Here is a 23,193-nt window from a genome sequence, read left to right as displayed (position 1 = left end):
TGGCGGCGGGAGAGGGCGCCCATCCGCGCGAAGGCGGTGGCGCACAGCGGGGTGACCATGGCGTCGGCGCCGCCGGCCACGGCGATGTCGCAGGCGCCGGCGGACAGCAGCAGCGCCGCCAGGGCCACCGCCGAGGCGCCCGAGGCGCAGGCCGTCGCGGTGTGCAGGACCGGGCCCCGGGCGCCGAGGGCGATGGCGAGCTGGCCGGCGGCCATGTTGGGGAGGAAGGCGGGCAGGGTGAGCGGGGAGACGGCCCGGGGGCCGGCGCCGGTGAGTTTGCGGTGCTGGTCCTCGTAGGTGCCCACGCCGCCGGCCGCGGAACCCAGGACCACCGCTACACGGGGCGCGTTCCAGGCGGCCGGGTCCAGTCCGGCGTCGGTGACCGCCTCGTGGGCGGCGGCCAGTGCCAACTGGGTGCAGCGGTCGTGCTGCCAGGGCCGGGCGCCCGGGACCTGGGTGCGCGGGTCGAAGCCGGGGACGCGGCAGGAGAACGCGACCGGCAGGCCGGCCAGTTCCGGGTCGGGCGCCGCGGTGCCCCGCCCGGCGCAGACCCCCGCCCAGGTGGCCGCGGTGCCGGAACCGGCCGGGGTGACCAGGCCGATTCCGGTGACCGCTAGACCCGCGTCGGTGCCTGGGGCGCTCACCGCGGGGCTCCTCCCCGATCGGCGCCGGCCAGCTGCGTCGTCACCGCCAGCGCCACCTGTTCCAGGGTCAGTTCGGCCGCGGCTTCGTCCTCCTCCAGCGGCACGCCCCAGTGTTCTTGGAGGGTGACGTAGAGCTCGACGACGGCGAGGGAGTCCAGTTCCAGGGCGGTGAGGGTGATGTCGGGCCGGATCTCCTCGGCGTCGACCTCGAACTTGTCGGTGAGCACGGTCACGAGGTGGTCGTAGACAGCGTCCATGAGGGGGTCCTCCGGTGGGTGTGGCGGGGTTTGGTCGAGCTGGTCGTGCGGGGCTCCGGCGGGTGGGCGCGGGGGTCGGCCGAGGGCCAGGTGAGGGCGACGGAGGCCCAGGTGAGCCCGCCGCCGAAGGCGGTGAGGAGGGTGGGGGTGCCGGGGCGGACCCGGCGGTGCGCGGCGGTGTCGGCGAGGGCCAGCGGGATGGACGCGGCGGCGGTGTTGCCGACGTCGCGGAGGTTGCCGAAGCGGTATCGCGGGGGGATGCCGACCCGGTCGGCGACCGAGTCGAGGATCCGCTGGTTGGCCTGGTGGCCGATGAACGCCCCGACCGCGGCGGGCGGCCAGCCGGTCTTCGCCAGGACGGCGAGGGAGGACGCGGTCATCCGGCGCACCGCCTGCCCGTACACCTCCCGGCCGCGCATCCGGAAGTAGTGGTCCTCGCGGCACAACCGCCGTGCCGGGTCGGGCAGTCGGGCGCCACCGGCGGCGATCGCGATCAGGTCGCTGCCGGTGCCGTCCGAGCCCCAGTCGGCGCCGGCGATCGCACCGGGCTCGGCGCGGTCGCCGGCGCGCAGCAGCACCGCGCCGGCGCCGTCGCCGAAGATCACCGCGGTGTCCCGGTCCAGCGGGTCGATGATGCGGGAGTAGGTTTCGGCGCCGATCACCAGGGGGCGGGTGCAGACCCCGGTACGGACCAGTGCGGTGGCGACCGTGAGGCCGTAGAGGAAGCCGGAGCACACCGCCGCCAGATCGAAGGCGGGCACGGTGTCCAGGCCCAGCCGCTGGGCGACCTCCGGCGCGGTCGCCGGGCAGCGCCGGTCGGGGGTGGTGGTGGCGACCAGCACCAGGTCCGCCCGTGCCGCCGCGGATTCCTGGGCGGCGCGGGCCGCGGCCACCGCGAGGTCGCCGGTGCTGATGTCGTCCTCGGCCGCCCGGCGGCGGGCGATGCCGGTGCGGGTGCGGATCCACTCGTCGGTGGTGTCCAGGACGCCGCGGCGCCGGACGTCCTCGTTGGTCAGCACCCGCGGTGGCAGGCAGCTGCCGATACCGTCGATCACGGCGGTGGGGCTCACCCTTTTCATGGCGTATTCCTCGTCTCGCGGGTGGTCAGGCGGTGAACGGCGACGGCGGTTTGGGGATGCCCGCCAGCCCGCCGTCGGGCACGGAGGCCCCGCCGTCGAGGACCAGTGCCTGGCCGGTCAGGTAGGACGCGGCGGGCGAGGCGAGGAACAGCGCGGCGCGGGCGATCTCCTCCGGTTCCGCCCAGCGGCCCAGCGGGACGTGCGCCATCAGCCAGTCCGACAGCGGCTCCAGGGAGTAGGCGAAGGACGTCATGTCGGTACGGGTCCAGCCCGGGCACAGGGCGTTGACCCGGATTCCCTCGCGTGCCCAGCCCACCGCCAGGCTGCGGGCCAGCGCGATCTGCGCCGCCTTGGACGCGCCGTACGCCTCCATCCGCGGGGTGCCGACGACCCCGGCCAGCGAGGACATCAGCACCACACTGGCCCGGGACGAGCCGGTCAGGTGGTGGTGGGCCCGTCGGCACAGTGCCGCGGTGGCGTTGAGGTTGACCGACAGGACGCGGTCCCAGTCGGCCTGTGCGGAGTCCTGGAGGGGCACCAGGGTGGGCGTGCCGTCGTCCTGGGCGGGCAGGACGCCCGCGTTGTGGACGACGATGTCCAGTCCGCCCAGCGCGGCCGCCGCGTCGTCCACCACCGCCTCCGCGGCGCCGGGTTCGGCCAGGTCGCCCGGGACCGGTACCGCGGTGCGGCCCTCGGCCTCCACCAGCGCGGCGGTCTCCTTGAGCGCGTCCGCACTCCGCGCGGACAGCGCCAGATCGCAGCCGGCGAGGGCGAGCGCTGCGGCGGTGGCCTTGCCGATGCCGCGTGAGGCGCCGGTGACCAGCGCGCGGGCGCCGTCCAGCCGGAACGGGTCGTGGAGCGTCGTGGTCATGAGGAACTCCTCTGCAAGGCGGGAACGGAGGCGGGGGAGGAAACCGAGGCGCGCGGCGTGCGGGTCGGGGCGATGCGGATGGCGGGGGCGCCGGTCCAGGTCAGCAGGGCACTGCCCCAGGTCACGCCGGCGCCGAAGACGGCCAGCATGATCCGTCCGCCGCGCGGCAGCAGCCCGCGGGCGGCGGCGCCGGCCAGGGCGTACGGGGCGCTGGCGGCGCCGATGTTGCCGACCTCGTCGCCGACGATGACCAGGCGCTCGCGCGGGATGCCGATCTGCTCGCCGAGGCTGCGCAGCAGGACCGGGTTGGGCTGGTGGGTGATGAACGCGTCGATGTCCTCGATGCGCAGACCGTTGCCGGCCAGGCACTCGCGGACGAGCCGGGGGAAGGTCTCGACGATGAAGTCCCGTACCGCCCGGCCGTCCATGTGGATGTGGTGCCGGTGCTCGCCGAGCGTGGCGGGACTGGCCGGCAGGCGGCTGCCGCCGCCCGGGATCAGGACGTGGTGCGCGCCGGTGCCGTCGGAGCCGAGGCGGAAGTCGGCGAAGCCGGCGCCGTCCGGTACGGGGCCCAGCACCGCGGCGGCCGCCCCGTCGGCGAAGAGCACCGCGGTGCCCCGGTCGGTGGGGTCGAGGAACTTGGAGTACGCCTCGACGCCGACCACCGCCGCGTAGCGCGCGCCGCCCGTCCCGCGCAGCCAGTCGTGCGCCACCCGGGCGGCGAACAGCCAGCCGGCGCAGGCCGCGCTGACGTCGAGGGCGACCGCGTGCCTGGCGCCGGTCAGTGCCTGGATGCGGCAGGCGGTGGACGGGCCCAGTTCGTCGGGGGTGGAGGTGGCGGCGATCAGCACGTCGAGCTGGTCGACGTCGATGCCCGCGGCGGCCACCGCGGCCCGGACGGCGGCCGCCGCCAGATCGGAGGCGGCCTCGTCGGGGTCGGCCACATGCCGGGTGTGCACGCCGGTGCGCTGCGCGATCCACTCCGGCGTGACACCGGCCGCGGCCGCGATGTCGTCGTTGCTGCGGGTGCCGCGCGGGAGGTAGGTGCCCATGCCCAGGATGCCGATGGGCGGCGCGGGGGAGGAGTGCGGACTCATGACGGCCTTTCCGGTCACCGGTCGAGGAAGTCGTACAGAGCGGCGGCGTAGTCGTCGGCGCCCAGGGGGGCCGGGGCCGCGCCGGGCGGTGCGCCCATCGCGTCCCACAGCAGCGGGAGATGGGGCAGCAGACGGTCGCACAGGCCGTCGATCACCGTGGGGAGATTGCGGACGGTGGCGGGGGCGAGGGTACCCGCGGCCACCAGCCCGCCGGCCAGGCGGCGCGCCTCCACGGCCCCGTAGAGTGCCGCCAACGGCCGTAGTGCGGCCCGGAGTTCGGGGTCGTGGACGGCCTCGACGGCGGCGGTCACGGCGTCCGCGACCAGGCGCGCGCCGTATGCCTCCCCGAGCACGTGTGCCGCGTCCAGCAGCGGGTTCCACAGTTCCAGCCCGGTCCGTCCGGCGCCGGTGCGGCGCTGGAGCGCGCGGTGGAGTTCGTCGCGCAGCCAGTCCTCGTGGGCGCGGGCGACCGCCGGCCACCAACCGGGTTGGTCCGCGGGAACGTCGGCGGGCGGCATGGCGCCGAGCGGCCCGGTGCCGCTCTCCCGGGCGAGGGCGCGGCCGGCGTCCAGCAGGATCAGCTGGCTGTCGCCGCCCGCGGTGTCGAAGGCGTGCGCGAAGCCGTGGTAGCCGTCGAGCAGGTTGGGGTGCAGGAATCCGGCGAGCCCGCAGCGGTGCTGGCATGCGGCGGCCACTCGTGCGGCGCCGCGGACCGTGACGGCCTTGAGCACGGCCAGCGGCCGGTCGACCGCGGTCCACGGCGCGAAGGTCATGCCGTCCACGCGGTGCGCCGGTGCGCCGCGGGCGGCGCGCGACCGGGCCCAGATCTCCCGTGCGGTCCGTCCGGCGCAGGTCAGGGCGAACGCCTCGGCCAGTGCTCCGAGCAGCGCATGCTGCTGGTTGCGCAGGTCCAGTACGCGCGCGCCGGGGGCCAGTCGGCCGTGGGCCCGGCGGTGCGCGGAGAAGCGGAGCGCCGAAACGGCGCACTGCCTGGCCATGGTCGCCACCGCCGAGGGCAGCGTGGCCCACAGCATCTGGCCCACGGACAGGGTCCGTTGCAGCCGGGCGTCCGGTCCGCCGAGCGGATCGTGGAAGGCCCCGTCGGCGTCGATGCGGGCCCCGTCGCGCAGCCACTGGGCGTACGGCACCCGGGCGCCGTCGAACCGCACCAGTGCGTAGTCCAGCGGCAGGGACGGCGCGTCCAGGCCGCGGGAGACCGTCACGCCAGGCAGCGGGCCGTGGGCGGTGGTGAGTTCCACCACGAACGAGAACACCCCGCGGTCGATCCCGTCGACGACGGTGCGGGCGCACACCACGGCGGTGTGCGGCACTCCGGAGCCCCCGACACCGGAGAACTTGGCCGCTCCCACCACCGGCGTGACGAGCACGAACTCCCGTGTGCCGGAGTCGAATCGGGCGATCGTCCGGGGCGCGAGGTGGCTGCCGGCGTCCCCGATCTCGGTGACCAGGAAGGCGCCCTTGCTGCGGCCGGTGGCCAGGGCCCGCCAGGGCCGGCCGACGCTCGCCGGGTCGTCGGTCAGGGTCACGAGGGAGCCCAGGCAGAGCACGTAGTGGTTGATGACGGTCATGTACAGCGGCGGGTCCACCAGCGCCACGCACTCGCCGAGCGCGGCGAGTTGCTCGGGGTCGCGGAACAGCCGGCGCACCGGCGGCAGATGGTCCGCGATCAGCCGCAGCCGCCGGTGGGTGCGGTGGGCGCGGTCCTCGCGGGCGTCGGCCGGCTGTTCGCGGTCGGCGGCCAGGGCGGTCAGCAGGCGGCTGCGCAGGGTGCTGGTGCGGGACCCGTTGAGGATCTCGGCCAGTTCACCGAGCGGCTGCGTGCGGGTGGTCATCGTGGTGGCTCCAGAGGGCGGCGAGGTCGGTGTGCGGCCGGTGGGCGGCCGGGGTGCCGGGCCGCGGCCAGGGGAACGTGGGGTCGGCGAGCGGCGCGTGGGCACCGGCCGCTTCGGGCGGCAGGGTCTGCCGGATGCTGTCGGTCAGTGCCTGGCCGGTGCCTGCCTCCAGGAACAGCGCACGGCCGCCGGCGGTGATCCGATGGAGCACCGGGGGCAGGCGGAACGGATGGATCAGGCAGTTGGCCAGTCCGCGGTGGACGTCGTCCCGGGGGCCGTAGGGGCCGCCGTGGACGGCGGAGTGGACGGGCACCCGGGCCGGGCGCGGGGCGAGGTGGCCGATCCCGGCGGCGAAGGCGTCCGCGGGCCCGGTGAGGGCCGGGTGGTGGGAGGAGAACGGCAACCGCAGGCGGGAGACGGCGACGCCCTGACGCGCGGCCAGTTCCTCCAGGGTCCGCAGCGCCGGCAGCGGGCCGCTGACCAGGCACTGGTCGGGGGTGTTGACGCAGGCCAGGGCGAGGGCGGGGGAGCCGGTGCGGCGCAGCAGCGCCTCGGTGTCCGCCTCGCCGGCGCCGACCAGCGTCAACCCCCCTTCACAGTAGACGAGTTGACGGGCCAGCAGGCAGGCGATGCGGGCGCCCTCGGCGACCTCGAACACACCGGCCGCGGTGAGGGCGGCGATCTCCCCGAAACTCACCCCGAGCACCGCGTCGGGCGCCAGTCCGACCGAGCAGAGCGCACGGTGCACCGCGACCGAGGAGCAGAACAAGGCGAGTTGCGGAGTTCCCACACTGCCGGCCGCCAGCTCGCGACCGCTGGGTGGCGCATCGCTCAGCAGTGCCTTGCCCAAAGGCGCGATGTCGAATTCCTCGCCCACTTCCTCGGCTTCTTCGAATACCTCGCGGACGGCCTTTCGTACTGTTGTGTGAGAGCGTACTGCTCGGACCAGTGGGCTTACCGCGAAGTCGCCCTGCCCGGGAAATACATGGAGGATCCGGGGCGGTGCCGAGTCGTTTCTTCCGTGGGGGGTCGCGGGGGCGTCACGCATTTCCACATCCCATTTCCGGTGGTTTCCGGTCGGTGTGGTGCCATTCAACAGCCGTCGCCGGGCTCTGGGCCCGGGTTTCCACCCCGAGGCTGTTGAAAGAGGTGAACGCGCAGGCGACGGTGGCTCAGGAGTGTGGGGACGGAGACGACACGGCGAACGCCCGGTGCAACACCGCGGTCGCCACCGGGAGGTTCCGGAACGGCGTCAGCAGTTGCCGCAGCCGGCCCGCGGCGAGATCCGCCGCCCCGGACCGCAGATGGACATAGTGGTCGAGGAAGGAATTCCAGGAGGCACAGGCTTCTTCCACATGACCGAGGCCCATGAGGATTTCCGCGAGTTGCGCGTAACTCAGCGCCATGCCCCGGTGGTCCTGATCCGAGCGGTGCGCAAGGGAGTTGGCCAGGGTGACACGTGCCGCCGGGAGGTCACCGGTGTATCTGAGGACCTCGGCACTCTGGAATTCCAGGGAACCCCGTGAGTACGCGGTGAAGGGCTCCGCCCCACCGCCCCGCCCGCCCTTCGCGAGCGCGCGCTCGGCCCGGCCGAGGGACTCCCGCGCCGCACGGTGCCGCCCGCATGCCGCCTGCGACACGGCGAGTTGGGACAGCAGGAACGCCCGGGCCGGCGCGTCCGGCACACGGGTGGCGGCGGCGGCCTCGGCGGCGTCCAGGGCGAGCCGCCGGTGGCCCAGGCCGAGCCCCTGGGCGCTCAGCCCGCGCAGGACGACGGCCCGCGCCGTGGCGTCCCCGGACTCGTCGGCGAGCTGAAGCGCGGTGGAGAAATGGCGCTGGGCGAGGCCGTGGACGGAGGCGTCCTGGTACATCCGGGCCAGCAGGAACGAGAGCCGGGACGCCTCCACCAGCAGCCCGCGGCGCGGCTCCTGGCCCTCCTGCTCGCGCAGCAGCGGAGCGATGTCGTCCGCGAGGTACGCGGCCAGCGCCGAGCGGGCCCGGCGCCCGCCGTGCGCGTCGAAGGAGGCCGAGTAGAACTGCACCGCGAGCCGGACGACACCGAGGTCGCCGTCGGCGTCGGGCTCGCCGCGCGGCACCGGAGGCGCCGGTCTCCGGTCGGCGGTACCGGCCGCCGCCTTCGCCAACTCCGCCTCCCGGTAGGGCAGCATCCGGGCGGAGGCCCGGCGCGCCGGGTCGTTCTCCATGCTGCACAGCTCGGTGAGGGCGGTGCCGATCGGCGTGCCGGAGGCCGGGAGCCGTCCGCCCGTCGAGGCGGACGGCTCGCCGGCGAGGCCCGCCGAGGCGGGCGAGACCGCGCGGCCCAAGCGACGGGTCAGGGCCTCCGCGATCAACTCCGGCACCGGCGGAGCGGGACGCGTCCCGCTCAGCCAGTGCGCTACGGCCGTGCGGTCGTAATTCAGGTCGAGGTCTATTTCCGCGGCGAGGGCGTTGACCGTGCGCGCCAGCGCCTCCTGCGTCCAGCGGGCCTCCGCCAGGAGGGCCCGCAGATTCTCGTTACGGCGGCGCGACGGCGGCGGCACCTACGGCTCCCGGCACGGGGGTTCGGGATCCGCACCGGCCGCCTCGCCCGCATCATTCCGCGTCAATTCCACGGTCCCACCGTGGACGAACGGACGAGGGGAGCCGGAGAAACGGAAGGGACGAAAGGAGTTCATGAGAAGTAATGTCCGTACCTGGTCCTGCACTTACGCCTGATCGCATGCATACCCGTCAACGGCCTGGTTCGCGCGGGTGTCCACGGAATTCTTCCGGGGCAGCCTTACGGTGGCCGGATTCGCGCCCTGCGGACCACTGCGCCGTAGCCAACAGCCGCCCATCAACGGAACCATGAATCGAGCCGGGGCGGAACGCCCGATCGTGGCGGGAAGCGTGAACGTGTTGAAAGTCCTGCTTGCGACAGGCGCAGCGCCGAGCCGGAAAGCCCGACGAGTGAGCGAGGCAGCCACACCATGACGCCCCCGCGCCGCCCCAACCGAATGCTCGCGGCACTGTTGGCCGAGGCCGACTGGACCGCCACCGACCTCTCCCGTGCCGTCAACGCCCTCGGCGCCGCCCAGGGCCTCCGCCTGCGCTACGACCGCAGCTCGGTCGCCCGCTGGCTCAACGGGGCCCGCCCGCGCCCCCCGGTGGGCCACCTGATCGGCCAGGCACTGAGCCACCGCCTCGGCCGCCGGCTCACCCTCCAGGACATCGGGCTCCCCGACCCCGACCCCACCGGCGGCGCGCTGACCTGCGCCCTGCGCGGCGGCGACGCCGTCCACAGGCTCACCGCCCTGTGCCGCGCGGAGACCGACACCGCCCGCCGGGCCGACCTCGCCCGCACCGTGCTCTGCGCCCCGCCACCGGTCCTCACCGACTGGGGGAGCCGTCAGCCGGCCCTGCCCCCGGCCGACCCGCGCGCCCCCCAGGCATCCGCCGACGCTCCCGCCCGACTGGAGGCCATGGCGGCCCGCAGCTCCCTGCTGGGGGAGCGGTACGGCGGCGCCCACGGCCGGTCCGCGCTGGCCGGATACCTCGCCACGGAGGTGGCGCCGCTGCTCACCGCCCCGGCCGACCCGGGCCTGCGGCGCGCCCTGCTCACCGGCGCCGCCCACCTGACCCTGCTGCTGGCCGGCCGCACCTGCGAAACCGGTCACCCGGCCCTCGCCCAGCACTACTACGACATCGCCCTCGAATTCGCCCATGCGGCCGGCGACCGGGGTTCGTACGCGATCGTGCTGCGCTGCCTGAGCGTGCAGGCCCACCAGTTCGGCGACCACCGCCAGGCCCTCGCCCTTGCCGAGGCCGCCATCGACACCGCGGGAACGGCGGTGCCCGATGCCGTCCGCGCGTATCTCCACGCCGGGCGCGCCGTCGTCCTGGCCGGCGCCGGTCGGAGCCGCGCCGCGACCGCCGACCTGCTGACCGCGGAACAGCACCTGGCCCGTGCCACCGGCCCCGAAGGGCCCTTCACCAGCTATCCGGAGACCGCCCTGTGCTACCAGCGGGCCGAGATGCTCTCAAGCCTCGGTGACCACAAGGCGGCCCTGTCCGAACTGGAGCACTCGCTCGCCTGCCGGCCGGCCGACCACCACAAGGCCCGCACCCTGCTGCACGTCCAGCTCGCACACACCCTGCTCGCCCTGGACGAGGTCGACGCCGCGGTGGAGCACTCCTTCCACGCCCTGCGCCACCACCGGCAGCTCGCCGCCGGCTCCGTGCACGGCACACTGCCCCGCCTGGCCCACCGACTCGCGCCCCATCAGCGCAACCCCCACGTCAAAGCCTTCCGGGAACGTCTGCGCGCGACGGCCCGGTAAGGCCCGCCCGGGTCCGCTCCTCACTGCCAGGCACCCGCCGCCGTACGTCCACCGACCGGTGCTCTTCCGCCTCGCCCTTCACCGGCACCGCGGATGATCCGCACAGCAACGCCATCGCCATGTCCACAGGGTCAGTCACACAGCTATAAGAGGGGAGGGGCGGCGCCGTTTCGACTCCCGGCACGCCCACCCGCCCGGACTCTTCACCCAGAAGCACGTACCCTGCCCGCCCCACCGGACCACGCCAGGCATCTCCCGGGCCTTGGGAACTCCGCCCCGGCGGAGGGAAATTGTTCCCTCCGCCGGAACCGACGTTCGCGTGGCGGCGCGGAACCGTCGGACCCGTCAGCGCTCCGCGGTGTGGAGCGCCGCGAACAGACCGCGGAGCTCTACACCGTCGGCCGACTGCCAGACACCGGTCAGGGACCCCAGGCACTCCGGGGCTGCGCTGCCCGTGGAGCCGACGCCCGCCTCCTGCGGCAGCGCCTCCAGCACGCGTTCCAGACGCAGGCCGAGCGTGGCCCGCGCGCGGTCCGGACGAGCGCCGGCCGCTTTCCCGTCCGCTCCGGCTTCCCCGTCCGCTGCCGCGGTGGTCGTCAACACGAGCTCGGTGCCGCGCTGCCCGTCGACCACCGTCGCCGCACCCACCACCCTCGAAGAGCCCCCAGCGGCGGCCGCCGCGGTCCCGGCGAGGCGGCCGTGGACGGAGTCGTCACGGACATCGGAGTCGTCCTGTGCCTGCGGTACGGCGCGGCCCTGGAAGACGGCGAACAACTGGCCCACGAGAACGGGGTCATGGGCCCCGTCGTAGATCCAGCGACGGCCCAGTACGCCGTGCTCCAGCGTGCCGACCAGGCCCTGTTCGGCACCGTCGAGCGGCGCCCCGCGGTAGGTGAGCGGAACGAAGTAGGTGAAGGGAAGGTCACCGGACCGGTCGGTGACCACCAGGCACTCGATCCCCACCTCGCCCTGCGGATCGTCGAGCCGGAATCCGCCCGCCCGGGCCAACTGCGGTGCCTGGGAGGTGCCCCGGTACCAGGGACGGCTCGGGAGCCAGGCGGTGAGCAGCTCCAGTTTGGTGGGCTTCAGGGTGGTGCGGTGTATGACAGCCATGCCCCTTCATACCACCCCTGACCAGCCGTTGCCCGGCCGATGGCGTTGCCTGCTGAGGCAACAACCTTCGGCCAGGGACAGGAGTTGACGTGCCCCGTCAGCCGCCGCTCCCATCCCTTCCGTCCCTACCAGCGATCCCTTCCAGGCAACACCGCACGAAGTCCTGCACGACCGGGTTGGGGTCGTCGGCCGGGGCCCAGGCGACGGCCACCTGACTGGGGCTGACGCCGGTGACCGGGCGATAGGTGACGCCGGGGCGGGCGTAGAAGCGGGACGCGGATTCGGGCGCGAGCGCGATGCCGTAGCCGTTGGCGATCGCGCTGAGCCAGTCGTCCGGCTGGTCGGTGACGGCGCCGATGCGGACCGGGTGCCCCGCGCGCTCGTCGGCGGCCAGCCAGTACTCCCGCCACCGGCCGGTCTCCGGTGGAGCGGCCACGAACGGCTCGTCCCACAGCTCCCGGAACGGGATCACCTGGCGTGCGGCCAAGGGATGCCCGTCGGCGAGTGCCACCCAGCGCGGTTCGGTGAACAGCGGCGCGACGCGCACCGTGTCCTGGCCGGGGAACGGCAACCGCACCAGGGCGACGTCCACCTCCGCATCGGCCAGTCCGGCGGACGGGTTGGACCACGCGGCCTGCCGCATCTCGGCCCGCCAGCCCGGTCGGCGCCGGGCGAACTCCGCGACGATGCCCGGGGTCGCCTCGTTGGTGCCACTGGCCACGAAGCCGACCCGCAGCACCCGCTCCGCCCGGCTCGCCGCGGCCTTCGCCTCCCGCAGTATCCGGTCCCAGTCGGCCAGCAGCGCAGGCACCCGCTCGGCCAGGGCGCGCCCTGCTTCCGTCAGCGCCATCCCGGTCCGGGAGCGGGTGAACAGCACCACCCCGAGCTGTGCCTCCAGCTGCTTGATCTGCTTGGTCAGCGCCGGCTGGGAGACGAACAGGCGTTGCGCGGCGTGGGTCAGGCGCCCCTCTTCCGCCACGGCGGCGAAGTAGCGCAGCAGCCGGGTGTCGACATCCATGCCGCCAGGTTATAGCCGCAGGTATTGGACGCCGGGCGCCGGCACGACGAGCCTGGTCACAGACAGGGGCCTGGTCACAGACAGGCCGAACGGAGGGGAAGGGAGGCGTCGGCACATGGCCGTGGCCTACGTGCTCGTCACCGTCATCGCGATCGTGGCGAACGGGGGGATCGCGGTGGCGGACCTGGCGAGGGCCGAGTTCGTCCTCGCCAACTCCGCCGCGGTGGGGGTGCCGCGGTCCTGGCTTCCGTGGCTCGGCGGGCTCAAGGGCGCCGGAGCGGTGGGGCTCCTGGCCGGGCTCCTGGGGGCTCATGTCCTCGGTGTCGCCGCCGCCGTGGGCCTGGTGCTGTTCTTCGTCGGCGCCGTCGTCGCCCATGTGCGGGTGGGTGCCTACGCGACGATGGCGGGGCCCGCGGGATACCTGGGACTGGCCGTCGCCTCGCTCGTCCTGGCCGTGCTGCACTAGGAGTTGTCGAGCCAGGACGCCGCCCCCTGCATAGCGCCGTCGACACGCGCCAGATGCGCCGGAAGGCCGCCCGGCGTCGGTGGGCACGCCTTCCGCGGCGGTCACGACTCCCGCCTGGTGGCGAGGTGGGCCAAGGTGGTCAGTTCGTCGACGCACTGTGCCACGGTCAGGCACGGTGGATGCGTCATGCGGACGATTGCCGCGTCGATCGCGGACTTCAACGTGAGCGCCATCAACCCCGTGTCGAACCGGCGGAATTCCCCGCTCTCCTGACCGGCACGCAGGATCGGCTCCAGTGCCTCGACGTTTGCCTGGGCGGAGGGCGCCATGCCGTAGCGCAACGTGCCGTCCGCGTCCCGCTCGTTCAGGCAGATCTCGTACATCGCCCGCATCGAGGAGCGGTTGCCGGCCACCCACTCCACCTGTGCCTCGATCCGGGCCCGGAGCGCCCCGGTCGCCGTGGTCTCGCCGGCGACGCGGTGCGAGATCGCCTGGTGTGCGCGTAACGCGGCCTCTTCCAGAACGGCGCTCATCAACTCCCCCTTGGTGCCGAAGTGATAGGAGATCAGCCGGGTGCTGGAGATGTCCGCGCGCTCCCTGATCCGCGCGAACGTCGTCTGTCCGTGACCGATCTCGGCCAGGGTCTCGATGGCCGCGTCCACGATCTGCGCCCGTCGTGCGCGCGCGGCCGGTGACCGCCCCGGCCCGACGGCGGAGGCGGCCCCCGCCTCGCCCGTACCTTCCGTTACTCGCATGGGTAATACACTCCTCGGTGGGGTAACTCATGAACGCGCGCGGATACTTGGCGTTCGCGGCGGCGAGATCGGCAGATGGTGCCGGGCAGTCCGCGCTATTTGTCCAGCAGTGACAGCAGCAGGGAGACCACGGCGACGCCGATGCCGAGGGCCGCGCCGAGCACCGGGTCGGAGTAGGCGAGATAGACGGCGAGGCCGCCGAGTACGAGCACGAGGGCGATGCGGGTATCCATGCTGTCAGGTCCCGTCGGGGCCGCCGGAATTTTCAGCCGGCGGCCGTGAAAAGAATCCGCGCGCCGACACGTCCTCCTATCGAGCCCGGGGCCGCGGTCGCGGTACCCGGTCAGTGGAGAGGACGACACATGAGGCAGCTCTCAGGGGGCGGCGACGACTCCGGGGAGGCGCACCGTCGGCTGTCGAAGGAGCGCGAGGACGCGCTGATGGAGGACGCGCTGCGGACCGTCGTACCGCGGCTGATCTCCTCGGTCACCCGGGTCACCCGCGACTACCACCTGGCCCAGGACATCACCCAGGAGACCTGCATCGCGATCCTCCAGGCGTTCCGCCGCGGCACCGAGTTCGACAAGCCGGTCATCGTCTTCGCCACCGTGGTCGCCCGGAACAAGCTCCGGGACCACTGGCGCAAGGCATCCTCGGGAGAGCGGCTCTACGACGAACCCCCCGAACACGCCCGGAAGTTCGGCCCCGAACCCACCATCGCACTCGAATACCTGGAACTCCTGGAATCGGTGAAGACCGCGATCGTCGACGAGCGGCAGGCAGCGGTCTGGGAACTCACCCATGTCTGGGGCCTGAAGGGCATCGAGATCGCCGAGCTGCTGGAGATCTCGTCGGCGACCGTCAGCCGTGAACTCGCCGCGGCCGAGGCGAAGGCCAGGGCCGGGCTCCGCCGGGACGACGATGAGCCGGCACCCGCATAAGGCATGCCCCGGGCGCGCGGCGGTCGCGTGCGGCGGCCGCCGCGCCCGACGTCCGCAGTGCCGGACCGGGCTGTGCCCCGGAGCCACGGCGTGGCTGCCAGCCAGACCCGTGGCCCCGGGGTGGGACCGATCCCACACCAGGAGTTCTTCACGGAAGGGTAACCATGACGAACAGCAATTCCTCTCCGCACGAGAGGATGCTGGCCTACCTCACGGAGGGGGACCAGCTCCTGCCCTCGGTCACGCGGAGCGCATGTGACTGGCAGGCCCTGTACGACACGGTGGCGGCGGCCGCCGCGCTGCCCGCCGCCGCCCCGGATCCCCTTGAGCCCCCCGACCTGTCGCCGGATGCCTGGTACCGGGACGGACTCGACGGGGCGGCGCTGGGGCGGTCGGTGGTGAAGTGGTGAGCGGCGCACCGCACCGTTCGGATGCGTCGGCACACTCGCTATGACGCGGCGGGCACCCGGGTGAAGCGACGAGGTGACGGATGGCGCGGCCCCTGCGAGGGGAAGGGCCGCGCCTCCCGCCTCGCCCGCCTCGCCCGCCGCTTCGCGCACGCGCACGGCGTGCCGGAGGTTCCCAGGTCGGCTGGGCGGGTGACGCCCGTCCGGCCTGCGGATGCGATCACCGGGGGCCCTGCTTAGCGTCGGGGTGGCCGCGCGTCGCACGTGTGGGGACACGGCCCGGGCGTACGGGCGCTGAGGCGCGCCGGCGCGCACGCGCGGGGACGGACACCACTGTGTGAGGAGACGCGTCATGCCCGCTCGTACGCTCAAGGACAAGGTCGTCGTGGTCGGCGGGGCCTCCAGGAACCTCGGCGGCCTGGTCAGCCGGCAGCTCGGCGAGCACGGCGCGAAGGTCGTGGTGCACTACAACAGCGACTCCTCCCGTACCGACGCGGAGGAAACGGCCGCGGCAGTCAAACGGGCGGGCGGCGACGCGGTGACGCACCAGGCGGACCTGACGCGGGTGGCTGGCGTCGAGGGGCTCTTCGACGCCGCGATGGATGCGTTCGGGCGGGTCGACGCCTGTGTGAACACCGCGGGCATGGTGATCAAGAAGCCGATGACCGAGACCTCGGAGGCCGAGTACGACCGGATGTTCGCGGTGAACTCCAAGGCCGCCTACTTCATGATGCGGGAGGCCGCCGAGCGCATCGAGCGCGACGGCTCGATCGTCACCGTCGTCACCTCGCTGCTGGCCGCCTACACCGGCCTGTACTCGGTGTACGCCGGCAGCAAGGCACCGGTCGAGCACTTCACCCGAGCCCTGTCGAAGGAGCTCTTCGGCCGCAACATCAGTGTCAACAACATCGCCCCGGGCCCGATGGACACCTCATTCTTCTACCCGGCCGAGACCGACGACTCCGTCGCGTTCCACAAGTCCTCGGCCATGAACGGCGAACTGACCAAGATCGAGGACATCGCGCCCTATGTGATCTTCCTGCTCACCGAGGGCTGGTGGCTCAACGGGCAGACCCTCTTCGTCAACGGCGGGTACACCACGCGCTGAGGGCGACTGCCGGGCGCGACCGTCGCGGTTCCGTTCCCCGATGCAGCGCGAACACCTGGCCCCGGCCTCCAGCTTGTCCACCATCCGCATCGCCGTGGACGGGTTCACCCCGAGTATCTCCGCCAACGCCGCGAGCTTGAGCGGCCGGCAGCCCTCCAGCACCACCAGCGTCCGCAACTGAGGCAGCGTCAGCGAGGTGTCGATCGAGGCCAGGGCCCGTGCCGACAGGGCCATCAAAAGGCGCGACGCGGTCACCACGGCGGAGCGACCCGGCGGGGACGCGGGTCAGCCGGTCACCGGGCGGCTCCGTCGACGGAGTCCATGAAGCGCAGCATCCGGCGGTTGACCGCCTCCGGGTGGTCGATCTGCGGCCCGTGGCCGGTCTCGGAGACGATCTCGGCGCGCGCACCCGGTATCAGCCGCGGCACCCGCTCCAACTGCCGCTTCGGGTGCACCAGGAGGCTGCGCCGGCCGAGCACCAGATAGAGCGGGGTGCGGATGCTCGCCAGCTCGTCGTCGGAGAGCGGCAGGGGCGACGGGCGACGGACGCGGAAGGCCCGGACGCCCTTCCGGATCATCGTGCGCAGCTCGGTCACGATGATCACCGGCTGTTCCAACCACGCCGCCAGGCGCGGACGTAGCGCCTTCGGGGCGGAGGTCGCGAAGAGGCTGAGGAAGATCCAGACGAAGAAGCGCAGTCCCACCTTCTCCAGTCCGCCGGGGTCGAGCAGCGTGACCGAGGCGAGCCGGCCGGGCCTGCGGTGTGCCTGGTTCAGGGTGAGCCAGCCGCCGTAGGAGGAGCCGACCAGGTGCACGTGGTCGAGTCCGAGCGCGGCCAGCGTCTCGTCCAACCACTGCGCGGCGCACTCGGGTTGGTGGATGGGTGCGCGCTGCACGCTGCGCCCGGGGTCCCCCGGGGTGTCCACCGCGTACACCGGCCGCTCGGCGCTGAGGGCGGGGGTGTTCGGGTACCACATGGCGGAGCAGGAGCCCGAGCCGTGGACGAGGACGACGGGGGTGCGGTTCCGGGCGGCGGGGTCGGCCGGTTCGTAGCGGTAGACATGGGTGGTGCCGAAGGACGTCTCGACGTCCTGCTCCGCGGCCGCGGGCGCTCCGAGGGCGTAGAGCGCGTCGCACGCGGCGAAGTACTCGTCGCGCAGGGCCTCGCTCACGTAGCGGCCGACATCGGCGGGGGGACGGGTAGTGGTCACGGACACGGCCACCTCCGGGGAATCCGTTGTTCGCGGTCTTCGTGATACGAACGTACCACGATCTTGGTACGGTTGTATCAACAAAATTGCCTGGCACGATACGGACCACCGACCCGTACCGAGACGACTGACGAGGGAAGACGCGGCCGATGCCCAAGCGCGTGGACCACACGGAACGACGTACCGAGATCGCCGAGGCGCTCCTCCGCGTCGCGGGACGACGCGGCCTGCACTCCGTGGGGATGCGGGACGTGGCGGCGGAGGCAGGTGTGTCGGTGCGGCTGGTGCAGTACTACTTCGAGACCAAGGAGAAGCTGCTGCTGCACGGACTGCAGCACCTGGCCGAGCGGTTCGGGGAACGCGTCGCCGCCCGCGTCGGGGCCGCCGGGGACCGCCCCGGACCGCGGGCGGTGATCGAGGCCCTCCTGACGGCGTCGCTGCCGACCGACGAGGAGAGCCGCACCTTCCACCTCGTCTACACCTCGTACGCCGTGCTCTCCGTGACCGACGAGGCGCTCGCCGCCCAGCCCTTCATCAAGAACCCCGAGGCCGCCGAGAACCGCCTGACCGCGCTCCTGGAACAGGCACGGGAAGCCGGCCTCACCCGGCCCGGGATGGACGCCCGCGCCGAGGCCGTCACCCTGCTCGCCCTGTCCGCGGGGCTCGGCACCAGCGTCCTGGTGGGCCGGAGCAGCGCCCGGTCCGCCGCGGACGTCCTGGACCGCCACCTGGACCGCATCTTCCGGGAGGGCGGCGGCGGTTCACTGGCGCGCGCGATCCCGGAGTGAGGCTCAACCCTCCTGCGCCGGCCCGGTCGTTGTGCCTGCGGGGCGTCCGCCGCAGACGCACAGCCCGTAGATTGCCGGCACGTCCAGCGCGCTGCGGTGCGGCGATTCCGGGACCGGCCGAACGGCGCGCGACGCCGGCGACCCCCGGCGGATCCGGCACGACGGCCGGACGGACGCCGGTCGGGCAGCCGTCCGTTTCAGGGTGGCAGGGACGGTCCGGGCCCGCCACGCGAGCCCGTCGCGCGGTCCCGGCCGGGCCCCGCGCCACGGCACCTCACTGCTGCGGGTGCCGCCAGCGGGTGTCCAGGTCCGCCCACTCCTTCTCCCACTGGGCGTAGCGCCGGCGGTTCAGCAGCCGGACGCCGGCCTTCTCCGCGCCGTAGAGCAGCAGGCCGGTGCCGGACGCGACCACGGTGCCCGCCACCACGCTCTCGGCCAGCGAATCCGTCGGCGTGCTCGGGTCGCGCACCAGCTTCCCGTCCCGGTCCAGCCAGACGGTCGTGTGGTCCCCGACGTGGACACCGGGCGGCACGGTCGTCTCGCCCGTGCGCGCCGTGTGGTCCGCGGCCGTCCAGCGCACGATCGTGTGCACCCGGCTGCCCGTGCCGTTCCCGCTGTCGACCGTGATCCGGGCGGCGGGATCCTTCACCACCACCGCGGAGACGGGGCGCCACTCGGCGCTCTGCCGGTGGGCCGCCGCGTCCACCGCGTTGCCGGCCAGCACGCCCGCGGTCGGGGCGGCCACGGCGATCAGCACGCCCGCGGTCAGCGCGATCCAGGACTGCGCCACATCCGTGCCCCGCCGCAGCGGGCCGTGCCGCCAGGGCGGCCGGAGCTTCCCAAGAGGCATCACGCACCCCCTTTGCCTGCCCTTCGAGCGTGCCACACCTGGCCGCGCGGTCCCACCGCAGGGCGGCCACCGCCCTGCGGAACCGGCCGGAAAAGCCGATCGTGGAAGGGGAGCGGAGCGCATCCTGGGAGCAGGGAGCGGACGCGTCCCAGGAGTGCGGAGCCGTAGGGAGCCGTCGTGATCACCGCAGTGCGCCTGCCGGGGCGCCACGCCACGCGCTCGGCGAAGCCGGGCCCGCCGCGGGAGCCGCCCAAGCCACCGGCCGGCCCCCGGCCGCCCGCCTGGCGGCCATGGCTGCCGCCCGTCATCCTCCTCGCGGTCTTCGTCATCCTGCTCAGCCGCGCCCACAACCCCTCCGGCACCTCCCTGACCTACAGCACGTTCCTCGGCAAGGTGGACGCCGGGCAGGTCAAGACCATCGATATCGACGACAAGGGCGGCGTCAACGGCAAGCTCAAGGACGGCCGGAAGTTCACCACCCGGATTCCCACCGCGCTGGGCACCACCGGCCTCGACCGGCAACTGCGCGCGAAGGACGTCGACATCACCGCCTCCAGCAGCGGCGGCGGCAGCTGGATCGGACCGCTGGCGGCCGTGCTGCTGCCGCTGGTCCTGCTCGGCGCGCTGTTCCTGTGGACCGGGCGCCAGGCCGCGCGCACCCTCACCGGCGGGCTCAGCGGCATCGGCCGCTCCCGGGCCAGGATCATCGAGGCCGAGCGGCCCACCACCCGCTTCGACGACGTCGCCGGATACCAGGGCGTCAAGCAGGAGATCAGCGAGATCGTGGACTTCCTGCGCCGCCCCGAGCGGTACGCCGTGGTCGGCGCCACCGGGCCGCGCGGGGTGCTGATGGTCGGGCCGCCCGGCACCGGCAAGACGCTGATCGCCCGGGCCGTCGCCGGCGAGGCGGCGGTGCCGTTCCTGTCGGTGACCGGATCGGCGTTCGTCGAGATGTTCGTGGGCGTCGGCGCCTCCCGCGTCCGCGACCTCTTCGACGAGGCGCGCAAACGCGCACCGTCGATCATCTTCATCGACGAGATCGACGCCGTCGGCAGCCGCCGCGGCGGCATCCGGCTCGGCGGCAACGACGAACGCGAGCAGACCCTCAACCAGCTCCTGGCCGAGATGGACGGCTTCGACCAGAGCAGCGGCATCGTGGTGCTCGCCGCCACCAACCGCCCCGAGGCCCTCGACCCGGCCCTGCTCCGCCCCGGCCGCTTCGACCGGCATGTCACCGTCCCGCTGCCCAACCAGGCCGAACGCGCCGCCATCCTCGCCGTCCACGCCCGCGGCAAGCGACTGACGCCCGACGTCGACTGGAACGTGGCCGCCCGGGCCACCCCAGGCTTCTCCGGCGCCGACCTCGCCAACCTCGTCAACGAGGCCGCGATCCACGCCGTCCGCGCGGGCAACACCGTCATCTCCGGCCAGGACCTCGACGACGCCCGGGACCGGGTGCTGCTGGGACGCCGGGAATCCTCCAACGCCCTGCTCCCGGAGGAACGCCATGCCGTCGCCGTCCACGAGTCGGGTCATGCGCTGGTGGCCGCGCTGTGCGAGAACGCCGACCCGGTCGCCAAGGTGACCATCCTGCCGTCCGGCCCCGCGCTCGGGGCCACCGAACAACTCCCGGAAGCCGAGCGGCATCTGTACACCGAGGGCTATCTCACCGACCTGCTGGCCGTCCGGCTCGGCGGCCGGGCCGCCGAACTCGTGATCTTCGGCGAGGGCTCGACCGGCGCCGCCGACGACCTGGCCGGCGCCACCCAGATCGCCGGCCGCATGGTCCGCGACTTCGGCCTCTCGCCCTCCCTCGGCCCGGTCGGCTACGCCACCACCGGCGGCCCGCACCGGCCCGGCGACGACACCCCCGGCGAGACCTTCCACCGCCCCTACTCCGAGCAGACCCAGCGCCTGATCGACGAGGAGATCGCCCGCCTGGTCCGGGAGGCCGAACAACGCGCCACCGCTCTGCTCCGCGACCACCGGGCGGCCCTGGAACACCTCGCCGACCTGCTCACCACCCGCGAGACCGTCGACGGCTCGGTGGTCCTCGACGTCCTCCGCCGCCAGCCAGGACCGCCCCCGGAGCACCCCTACGAGCCCGGGCCCCGCCCGCCCTGACCCGACGATCACGGGGCCCCTGACCTGCCGATCACCGGGGCCGGGCCGGGCGCACCGCCGACCCGCAACCTCCAGCATGCGCCGGCAGCGGCCACACGAGCGAGAATCGAGCTGAGGGCACCCGTGCGCGTGCGGGCCCTCGTCCGGGCCCGCAGCCGCCCTCCCAGCTGGGAAGGAGAGGTCCGATGTTGTTCTGGTACGGCCACCACCACGGCGGCCCGGGCTGGGGCTGGCTCGGGGCCACGGTCGGCATGGTCCTGTTCTGGGCACTGGTGATCGTGATCGGCGTCCTGATCTTCCGCGCCCTGACCCGTCCCGGCGCGTTCGGCGCGGCCGGCCCGGGCCGCCGCGTGCCCGGCTGGCGCCAGGATGCCGCACCGCCCGCGGGGCCGCCCACGGCGGAACAGATCCTCGCCGAGCGGTACGCCCGCGGCGAGATCGAGGACGACGAATACCAGCGGCGGCTGGCCGTGCTGCGCTCCGGCACGGGCGGCCCGACGAGACCCCCGGACGCGCCGGCGAAGTGAGCCGCGGCGGCGAACACCCACAGGCGCGCCGGAGACGGCACCGTCCGCACGGTCCGCCGGCCCATGTCGCCCCACACCGCCCCGCCGGCAGCCCTGACTAATGCAGCGCCGCCTTGAGCACCACGATGACCAGGCCGAGCACCAGGTTCACCACGGCCGAGAGCACCACCAGCCGGGTCGGGGCCCCGGCGCGGATCGCGGCCGTGCCGGCCCAGCCGATCTGCTCCGCCACGGCGACCGCGAGCGCGAACCACGCGGTGGCCGGCAGGCTCAGCCCCAGCAGCGGACTGATCGCCACGGCCACCGCCGGCGCCACCGCGGCCTGCGCGATCGGCCACTCGTGCCCTGCCACCCGACGCACCCGGTTCCACGTCAGATGCCGGTACGACGCCAGCGTGCCGACGAGGCGGGAGTAGACGTGCGCGACCCAGAAGACCAGGCCCGTGACCAGCAGCAGAAGCACCAGCCCGGCCCGCGGGAACGGCCCGAAGGCGGCGGTGCCGGCCACGACGGACGCGGCCTGGAGGGAACCGTAGACCGCGCCTCCGTAGTCGGTGTGCGCCCCGCGCGGCTCTTCCGGCTGCCCGGGAATCGGTCGGCCCTGATCGTCCGCGGAGTCGTCGGCGCCCGTACCATCCGCCATGTCCCACAGGATCGCCGTGGACCCCGCGGCCCCGCGCGATGTGCGGACCATGGGGGTGACAGACCAGGCCGGCCGGGACCGCCTCAGTGCGCGTCGTGTGCCGCGCCGCGCGGCACGGCGAATGCGGTGAGCACGGCGCCGCCCGCCTCCAGCCGCGCCCATCCGTCGGGCACCGTCAGCACCGCCACCGCAGACGTGGCGAACTTCCCACGGACCCGGGCGAGCGTCTCGGTGTCGCCGGCCCCGGTCAGCGTCACCACCAGGTCCTGCACGGCCGGCTGGTGGCCGATCACCAGCGCGGTCCGGCAACGGTCCGGGAGCGCCCGCACCACCTGGAGCAGGGTGTCGGCGCTCGCCGCGTAGACCCGTGGCTCGAAGATCACATCCGGGCCCGCCGCCTGCGTCGTGGGAAGTTCCGCCGCCGTCACGAGTTCCGCCGCGACCCGCTCCCAGGTCTCGCGGGTCCGCCGGGACGTCGAGCACACCACCAGGTCGGGCGTGCAGTGCTGCTGCCGCAACCATCGGCCGACCGCCGGCGCGTCACGACGGCCCCGCCCCGCCAGCGGACGCTCATGATCCGGTACGCCCTCCGGCCAGGCGGACTTCGCATGCCGCAGCACGATCAGACGGGCGCACCGCTCCTGGGAAGCGCGCGTCGAATTGCTCGTCGAAGCGCTCATCGCCTCGCTCGTCGAAGCACTCTCGTCAGTACTCACGGAAGCCTCCGCGCTACTTCTGGGCGTGCGACCCCAGGTAGAACAACAGGGCCATGAACCCGAGGAGGAGATGGCTCCCGGCGATGTAGAGGAACACCCGCCAGGACGCCCCGCGTTCCTTGCGGGCCTCCGACATCCCACCACCGAAGCCGGGATCGGGCGCGGACGGCGCCGCGTCGGTGCGCTGTCCGGTGCTGTGGCCGTCGCTCATGGTGTGCTGTCCGTCCTCCTGGCTATCGCCGCATCTCCTGTGCGGCTGCCGGGTTCTACGGGTCCGGCAGCCGCCCACAGGCTTTGCGAAACCCTGCAAGTCTAGGCGACGCCCCATGGGTCCCGGCCCCTTCGGCCCCGGCCGCCCTCGGCAGGGCCACGCGCGGCACCGCGAAATTCGCTGTCGCCACGGGCC

25 protein-coding genes and 1 pseudogene are annotated in these 23,193 nt (G+C 73.6%); 8 read left to right on the top strand and 18 right to left on the bottom strand.

What is annotated here, in order from left to right; translation table 11 throughout:
• The 8 genes from B073_RS0127470 to B073_RS0127435 form a co-directional block, all read right to left on the bottom strand.
• The coding region (locus B073_RS0127470) for a beta-ketoacyl synthase N-terminal-like domain-containing protein (protein WP_018541302.1) at positions 1-644 on the bottom strand (644 nt) is incomplete at its 3' end.
• A complete protein-coding gene (locus B073_RS0127465) occupies positions 641-901 on the bottom strand; it encodes an acyl carrier protein (protein ID WP_018541301.1) in 261 nt (86 codons plus the stop codon). The genes B073_RS0127465 and B073_RS0127470, both read right to left, overlap by 4 nt.
• Positions 874-1,980 carry a beta-ketoacyl-ACP synthase III gene (locus B073_RS0127460; protein WP_018541300.1) on the bottom strand — a complete coding sequence of 369 codons (1,107 nt, stop codon included), beginning with the start codon at positions 1,978-1,980 and terminating at the stop codon, positions 874-876. The genes B073_RS0127465 and B073_RS0127460 overlap by 28 nt, the downstream gene beginning before the upstream one ends.
• Before the next feature lie 25 nt (positions 1,981-2,005).
• Positions 2,006-2,851 carry an SDR family NAD(P)-dependent oxidoreductase gene (locus B073_RS0127455; protein ID WP_018541299.1) on the bottom strand — a complete coding sequence of 282 codons (846 nt, stop codon included), beginning with the start codon at positions 2,849-2,851 and terminating at the stop codon, positions 2,006-2,008.
• Positions 2,848-3,948: a 3-oxoacyl-ACP synthase III family protein gene (locus B073_RS41295; protein WP_018541298.1), complete on the bottom strand. Its 1,101-nt coding sequence runs from the start codon at positions 3,946-3,948 to the stop codon at positions 2,848-2,850. Before B073_RS41295 ends, B073_RS0127455 begins: the two co-directional genes overlap by 4 nt.
• 14 nt (positions 3,949-3,962) lie before the next feature.
• The gene (locus B073_RS0127445) at positions 3,963-5,801 is read right to left on the bottom strand and encodes an acyl-CoA dehydrogenase (RefSeq protein ID WP_018541297.1); all 1,839 of its coding nucleotides are present in this window, start codon (positions 5,799-5,801) and stop codon (positions 3,963-3,965) included.
• Positions 5,773-6,678: an acyltransferase domain-containing protein gene (locus B073_RS41290; RefSeq protein WP_018541296.1), complete on the bottom strand. Its 906-nt coding sequence runs from the start codon at positions 6,676-6,678 to the stop codon at positions 5,773-5,775. The genes B073_RS0127445 and B073_RS41290 overlap by 29 nt, the downstream gene beginning before the upstream one ends.
• Before the next feature lie 295 nt (positions 6,679-6,973).
• Positions 6,974-8,341, bottom strand: coding sequence for a hypothetical protein (locus B073_RS0127435; RefSeq protein ID WP_018541295.1), 1,368 nt, complete (start codon positions 8,339-8,341; stop codon positions 6,974-6,976).
• A 429-nt stretch (positions 8,342-8,770) separates the two neighbouring features.
• On the opposite strand from B073_RS0127435, the gene B073_RS0127430 reads away from it, so the two are divergent.
• The gene (locus B073_RS0127430; protein ID WP_026247780.1) at positions 8,771-10,120 is read left to right on the top strand and encodes a hypothetical protein; all 1,350 of its coding nucleotides are present in this window, start codon (positions 8,771-8,773) and stop codon (positions 10,118-10,120) included.
• A 345-nt stretch (positions 10,121-10,465) separates the two neighbouring features.
• Here B073_RS0127430 and B073_RS0127425 read toward each other — a convergent pair whose 3' ends face one another.
• Together B073_RS0127425 and B073_RS0127420 are read right to left on the bottom strand one after the other, a co-directional pair.
• A complete protein-coding gene (locus B073_RS0127425) occupies positions 10,466-11,233 on the bottom strand; it encodes a maltokinase N-terminal cap-like domain-containing protein (RefSeq protein ID WP_018541293.1) in 768 nt (255 codons plus the stop codon).
• Between the two features lie 97 nt (positions 11,234-11,330).
• Complete coding sequence (locus tag B073_RS0127420; RefSeq protein WP_018541292.1) at positions 11,331-12,251, bottom strand: LysR family transcriptional regulator; 921 nt, start codon at positions 12,249-12,251, stop codon at positions 11,331-11,333.
• A 115-nt stretch (positions 12,252-12,366) separates the two neighbouring features.
• Between B073_RS0127420 and B073_RS0127415 the strand changes: the two genes are divergently transcribed.
• Positions 12,367-12,717, top strand: a complete 351-nt coding sequence (locus tag B073_RS0127415) for a DoxX family protein (RefSeq protein ID WP_018541291.1) — start codon at positions 12,367-12,369, stop codon at positions 12,715-12,717.
• A gap of 101 nt (positions 12,718-12,818) precedes the next feature.
• On the opposite strand, the gene B073_RS41285 is transcribed toward B073_RS0127415, so the two are convergent.
• The gene (locus B073_RS41285; protein ID WP_018541290.1) at positions 12,819-13,472 is read right to left on the bottom strand and encodes a TetR/AcrR family transcriptional regulator; all 654 of its coding nucleotides are present in this window, start codon (positions 13,470-13,472) and stop codon (positions 12,819-12,821) included.
• Between the two features lie 95 nt (positions 13,473-13,567).
• A complete protein-coding gene (locus B073_RS47310; RefSeq protein ID WP_018541289.1) occupies positions 13,568-13,705 on the bottom strand; it encodes a hypothetical protein in 138 nt (45 codons plus the stop codon).
• Positions 13,706-13,834: 129 nt separating this feature from the next.
• Between B073_RS47310 and B073_RS0127400 the strand changes: the two genes are divergently transcribed.
• The 3 genes from B073_RS0127400 (at position 13,835) to B073_RS0127390 (ending at position 15,928) form a co-directional block, all read left to right on the top strand.
• Complete coding sequence (locus tag B073_RS0127400) at positions 13,835-14,413, top strand: RNA polymerase sigma factor (protein ID WP_018541288.1); 579 nt, start codon at positions 13,835-13,837, stop codon at positions 14,411-14,413.
• 164 nt (positions 14,414-14,577) lie between these two features.
• Positions 14,578-14,823 carry a hypothetical protein gene (locus B073_RS0127395; RefSeq protein ID WP_018541287.1) on the top strand — a complete coding sequence of 82 codons (246 nt, stop codon included), beginning with the start codon at positions 14,578-14,580 and terminating at the stop codon, positions 14,821-14,823.
• A gap of 349 nt (positions 14,824-15,172) precedes the next feature.
• Positions 15,173-15,928, top strand: a complete 756-nt coding sequence (locus tag B073_RS0127390) for an SDR family oxidoreductase (protein ID WP_018541286.1) — start codon at positions 15,173-15,175, stop codon at positions 15,926-15,928.
• 126 nt (positions 15,929-16,054) lie between these two features.
• On the opposite strand, the pseudogene B073_RS49390 reads toward B073_RS0127390, so the two are convergent.
• Positions 16,055-16,162 (bottom strand): annotated as a pseudogene (locus B073_RS49390) (MarR family transcriptional regulator); the annotation flags it as partial.
• Between the two features lie 59 nt (positions 16,163-16,221).
• Entirely contained in the window at positions 16,222-17,151 is a 930-nt protein-coding gene (locus B073_RS0127380) for an alpha/beta fold hydrolase (protein WP_018541284.1), read from the bottom strand.
• A 137-nt stretch (positions 17,152-17,288) separates the two neighbouring features.
• On the opposite strand from B073_RS0127380, the gene B073_RS0127375 reads away from it, so the two are divergent.
• Positions 17,289-17,927 carry a TetR/AcrR family transcriptional regulator gene (locus B073_RS0127375; RefSeq protein ID WP_018541283.1) on the top strand — a complete coding sequence of 213 codons (639 nt, stop codon included), beginning with the start codon at positions 17,289-17,291 and terminating at the stop codon, positions 17,925-17,927.
• A 274-nt stretch (positions 17,928-18,201) separates the two neighbouring features.
• Here the strand turns inward: B073_RS0127375 and B073_RS0127370 are convergent, their stop codons facing one another.
• Entirely contained in the window at positions 18,202-18,777 is a 576-nt protein-coding gene (locus tag B073_RS0127370) for a hypothetical protein (RefSeq protein WP_202487051.1), read from the bottom strand.
• 177 nt (positions 18,778-18,954) lie between these two features.
• Here B073_RS0127370 and ftsH point away from each other — a divergent pair, with 177 nt between their 5' ends.
• Both ftsH and B073_RS0127360 read left to right on the top strand, forming a co-directional pair.
• Positions 18,955-20,901: an ATP-dependent zinc metalloprotease FtsH gene (gene ftsH, locus B073_RS0127365; protein ID WP_018541281.1), complete on the top strand. Its 1,947-nt coding sequence runs from the start codon at positions 18,955-18,957 to the stop codon at positions 20,899-20,901.
• Between the two features lie 185 nt (positions 20,902-21,086).
• Entirely contained in the window at positions 21,087-21,428 is a 342-nt protein-coding gene (locus B073_RS0127360) for an SHOCT domain-containing protein (RefSeq protein ID WP_018541280.1), read from the top strand.
• A gap of 97 nt (positions 21,429-21,525) precedes the next feature.
• On the opposite strand, the gene B073_RS0127355 is transcribed toward B073_RS0127360, so the two are convergent.
• The 3 genes from B073_RS0127355 to B073_RS41280 form a co-directional block, all read right to left on the bottom strand.
• On the bottom strand, positions 21,526-22,071 hold the full coding sequence (locus tag B073_RS0127355; protein ID WP_202487050.1) for a hypothetical protein: 546 nt from the start codon (positions 22,069-22,071) through the stop codon (positions 21,526-21,528).
• Between the two features lie 83 nt (positions 22,072-22,154).
• The gene (locus tag B073_RS0127350; RefSeq protein ID WP_324608806.1) at positions 22,155-22,787 is read right to left on the bottom strand and encodes a histidine phosphatase family protein; all 633 of its coding nucleotides are present in this window, start codon (positions 22,785-22,787) and stop codon (positions 22,155-22,157) included.
• Between the two features lie 13 nt (positions 22,788-22,800).
• Positions 22,801-22,998 carry a DUF6126 family protein gene (locus tag B073_RS41280; RefSeq protein ID WP_018541277.1) on the bottom strand — a complete coding sequence of 66 codons (198 nt, stop codon included), beginning with the start codon at positions 22,996-22,998 and terminating at the stop codon, positions 22,801-22,803.
• Positions 22,999-23,193: the final 195 nt, after the last annotated feature.

It is taken from the genome of Streptomyces sp. MspMP-M5 (assembly GCF_000373585.1).
GTDB lineage: Bacteria > Actinomycetota > Actinomycetes > Streptomycetales > Streptomycetaceae > Streptomyces.
The sequence above is the reverse complement of the archived record's forward strand: the minus strand, read 5'-3'. Positions and strand labels throughout refer to the sequence as shown.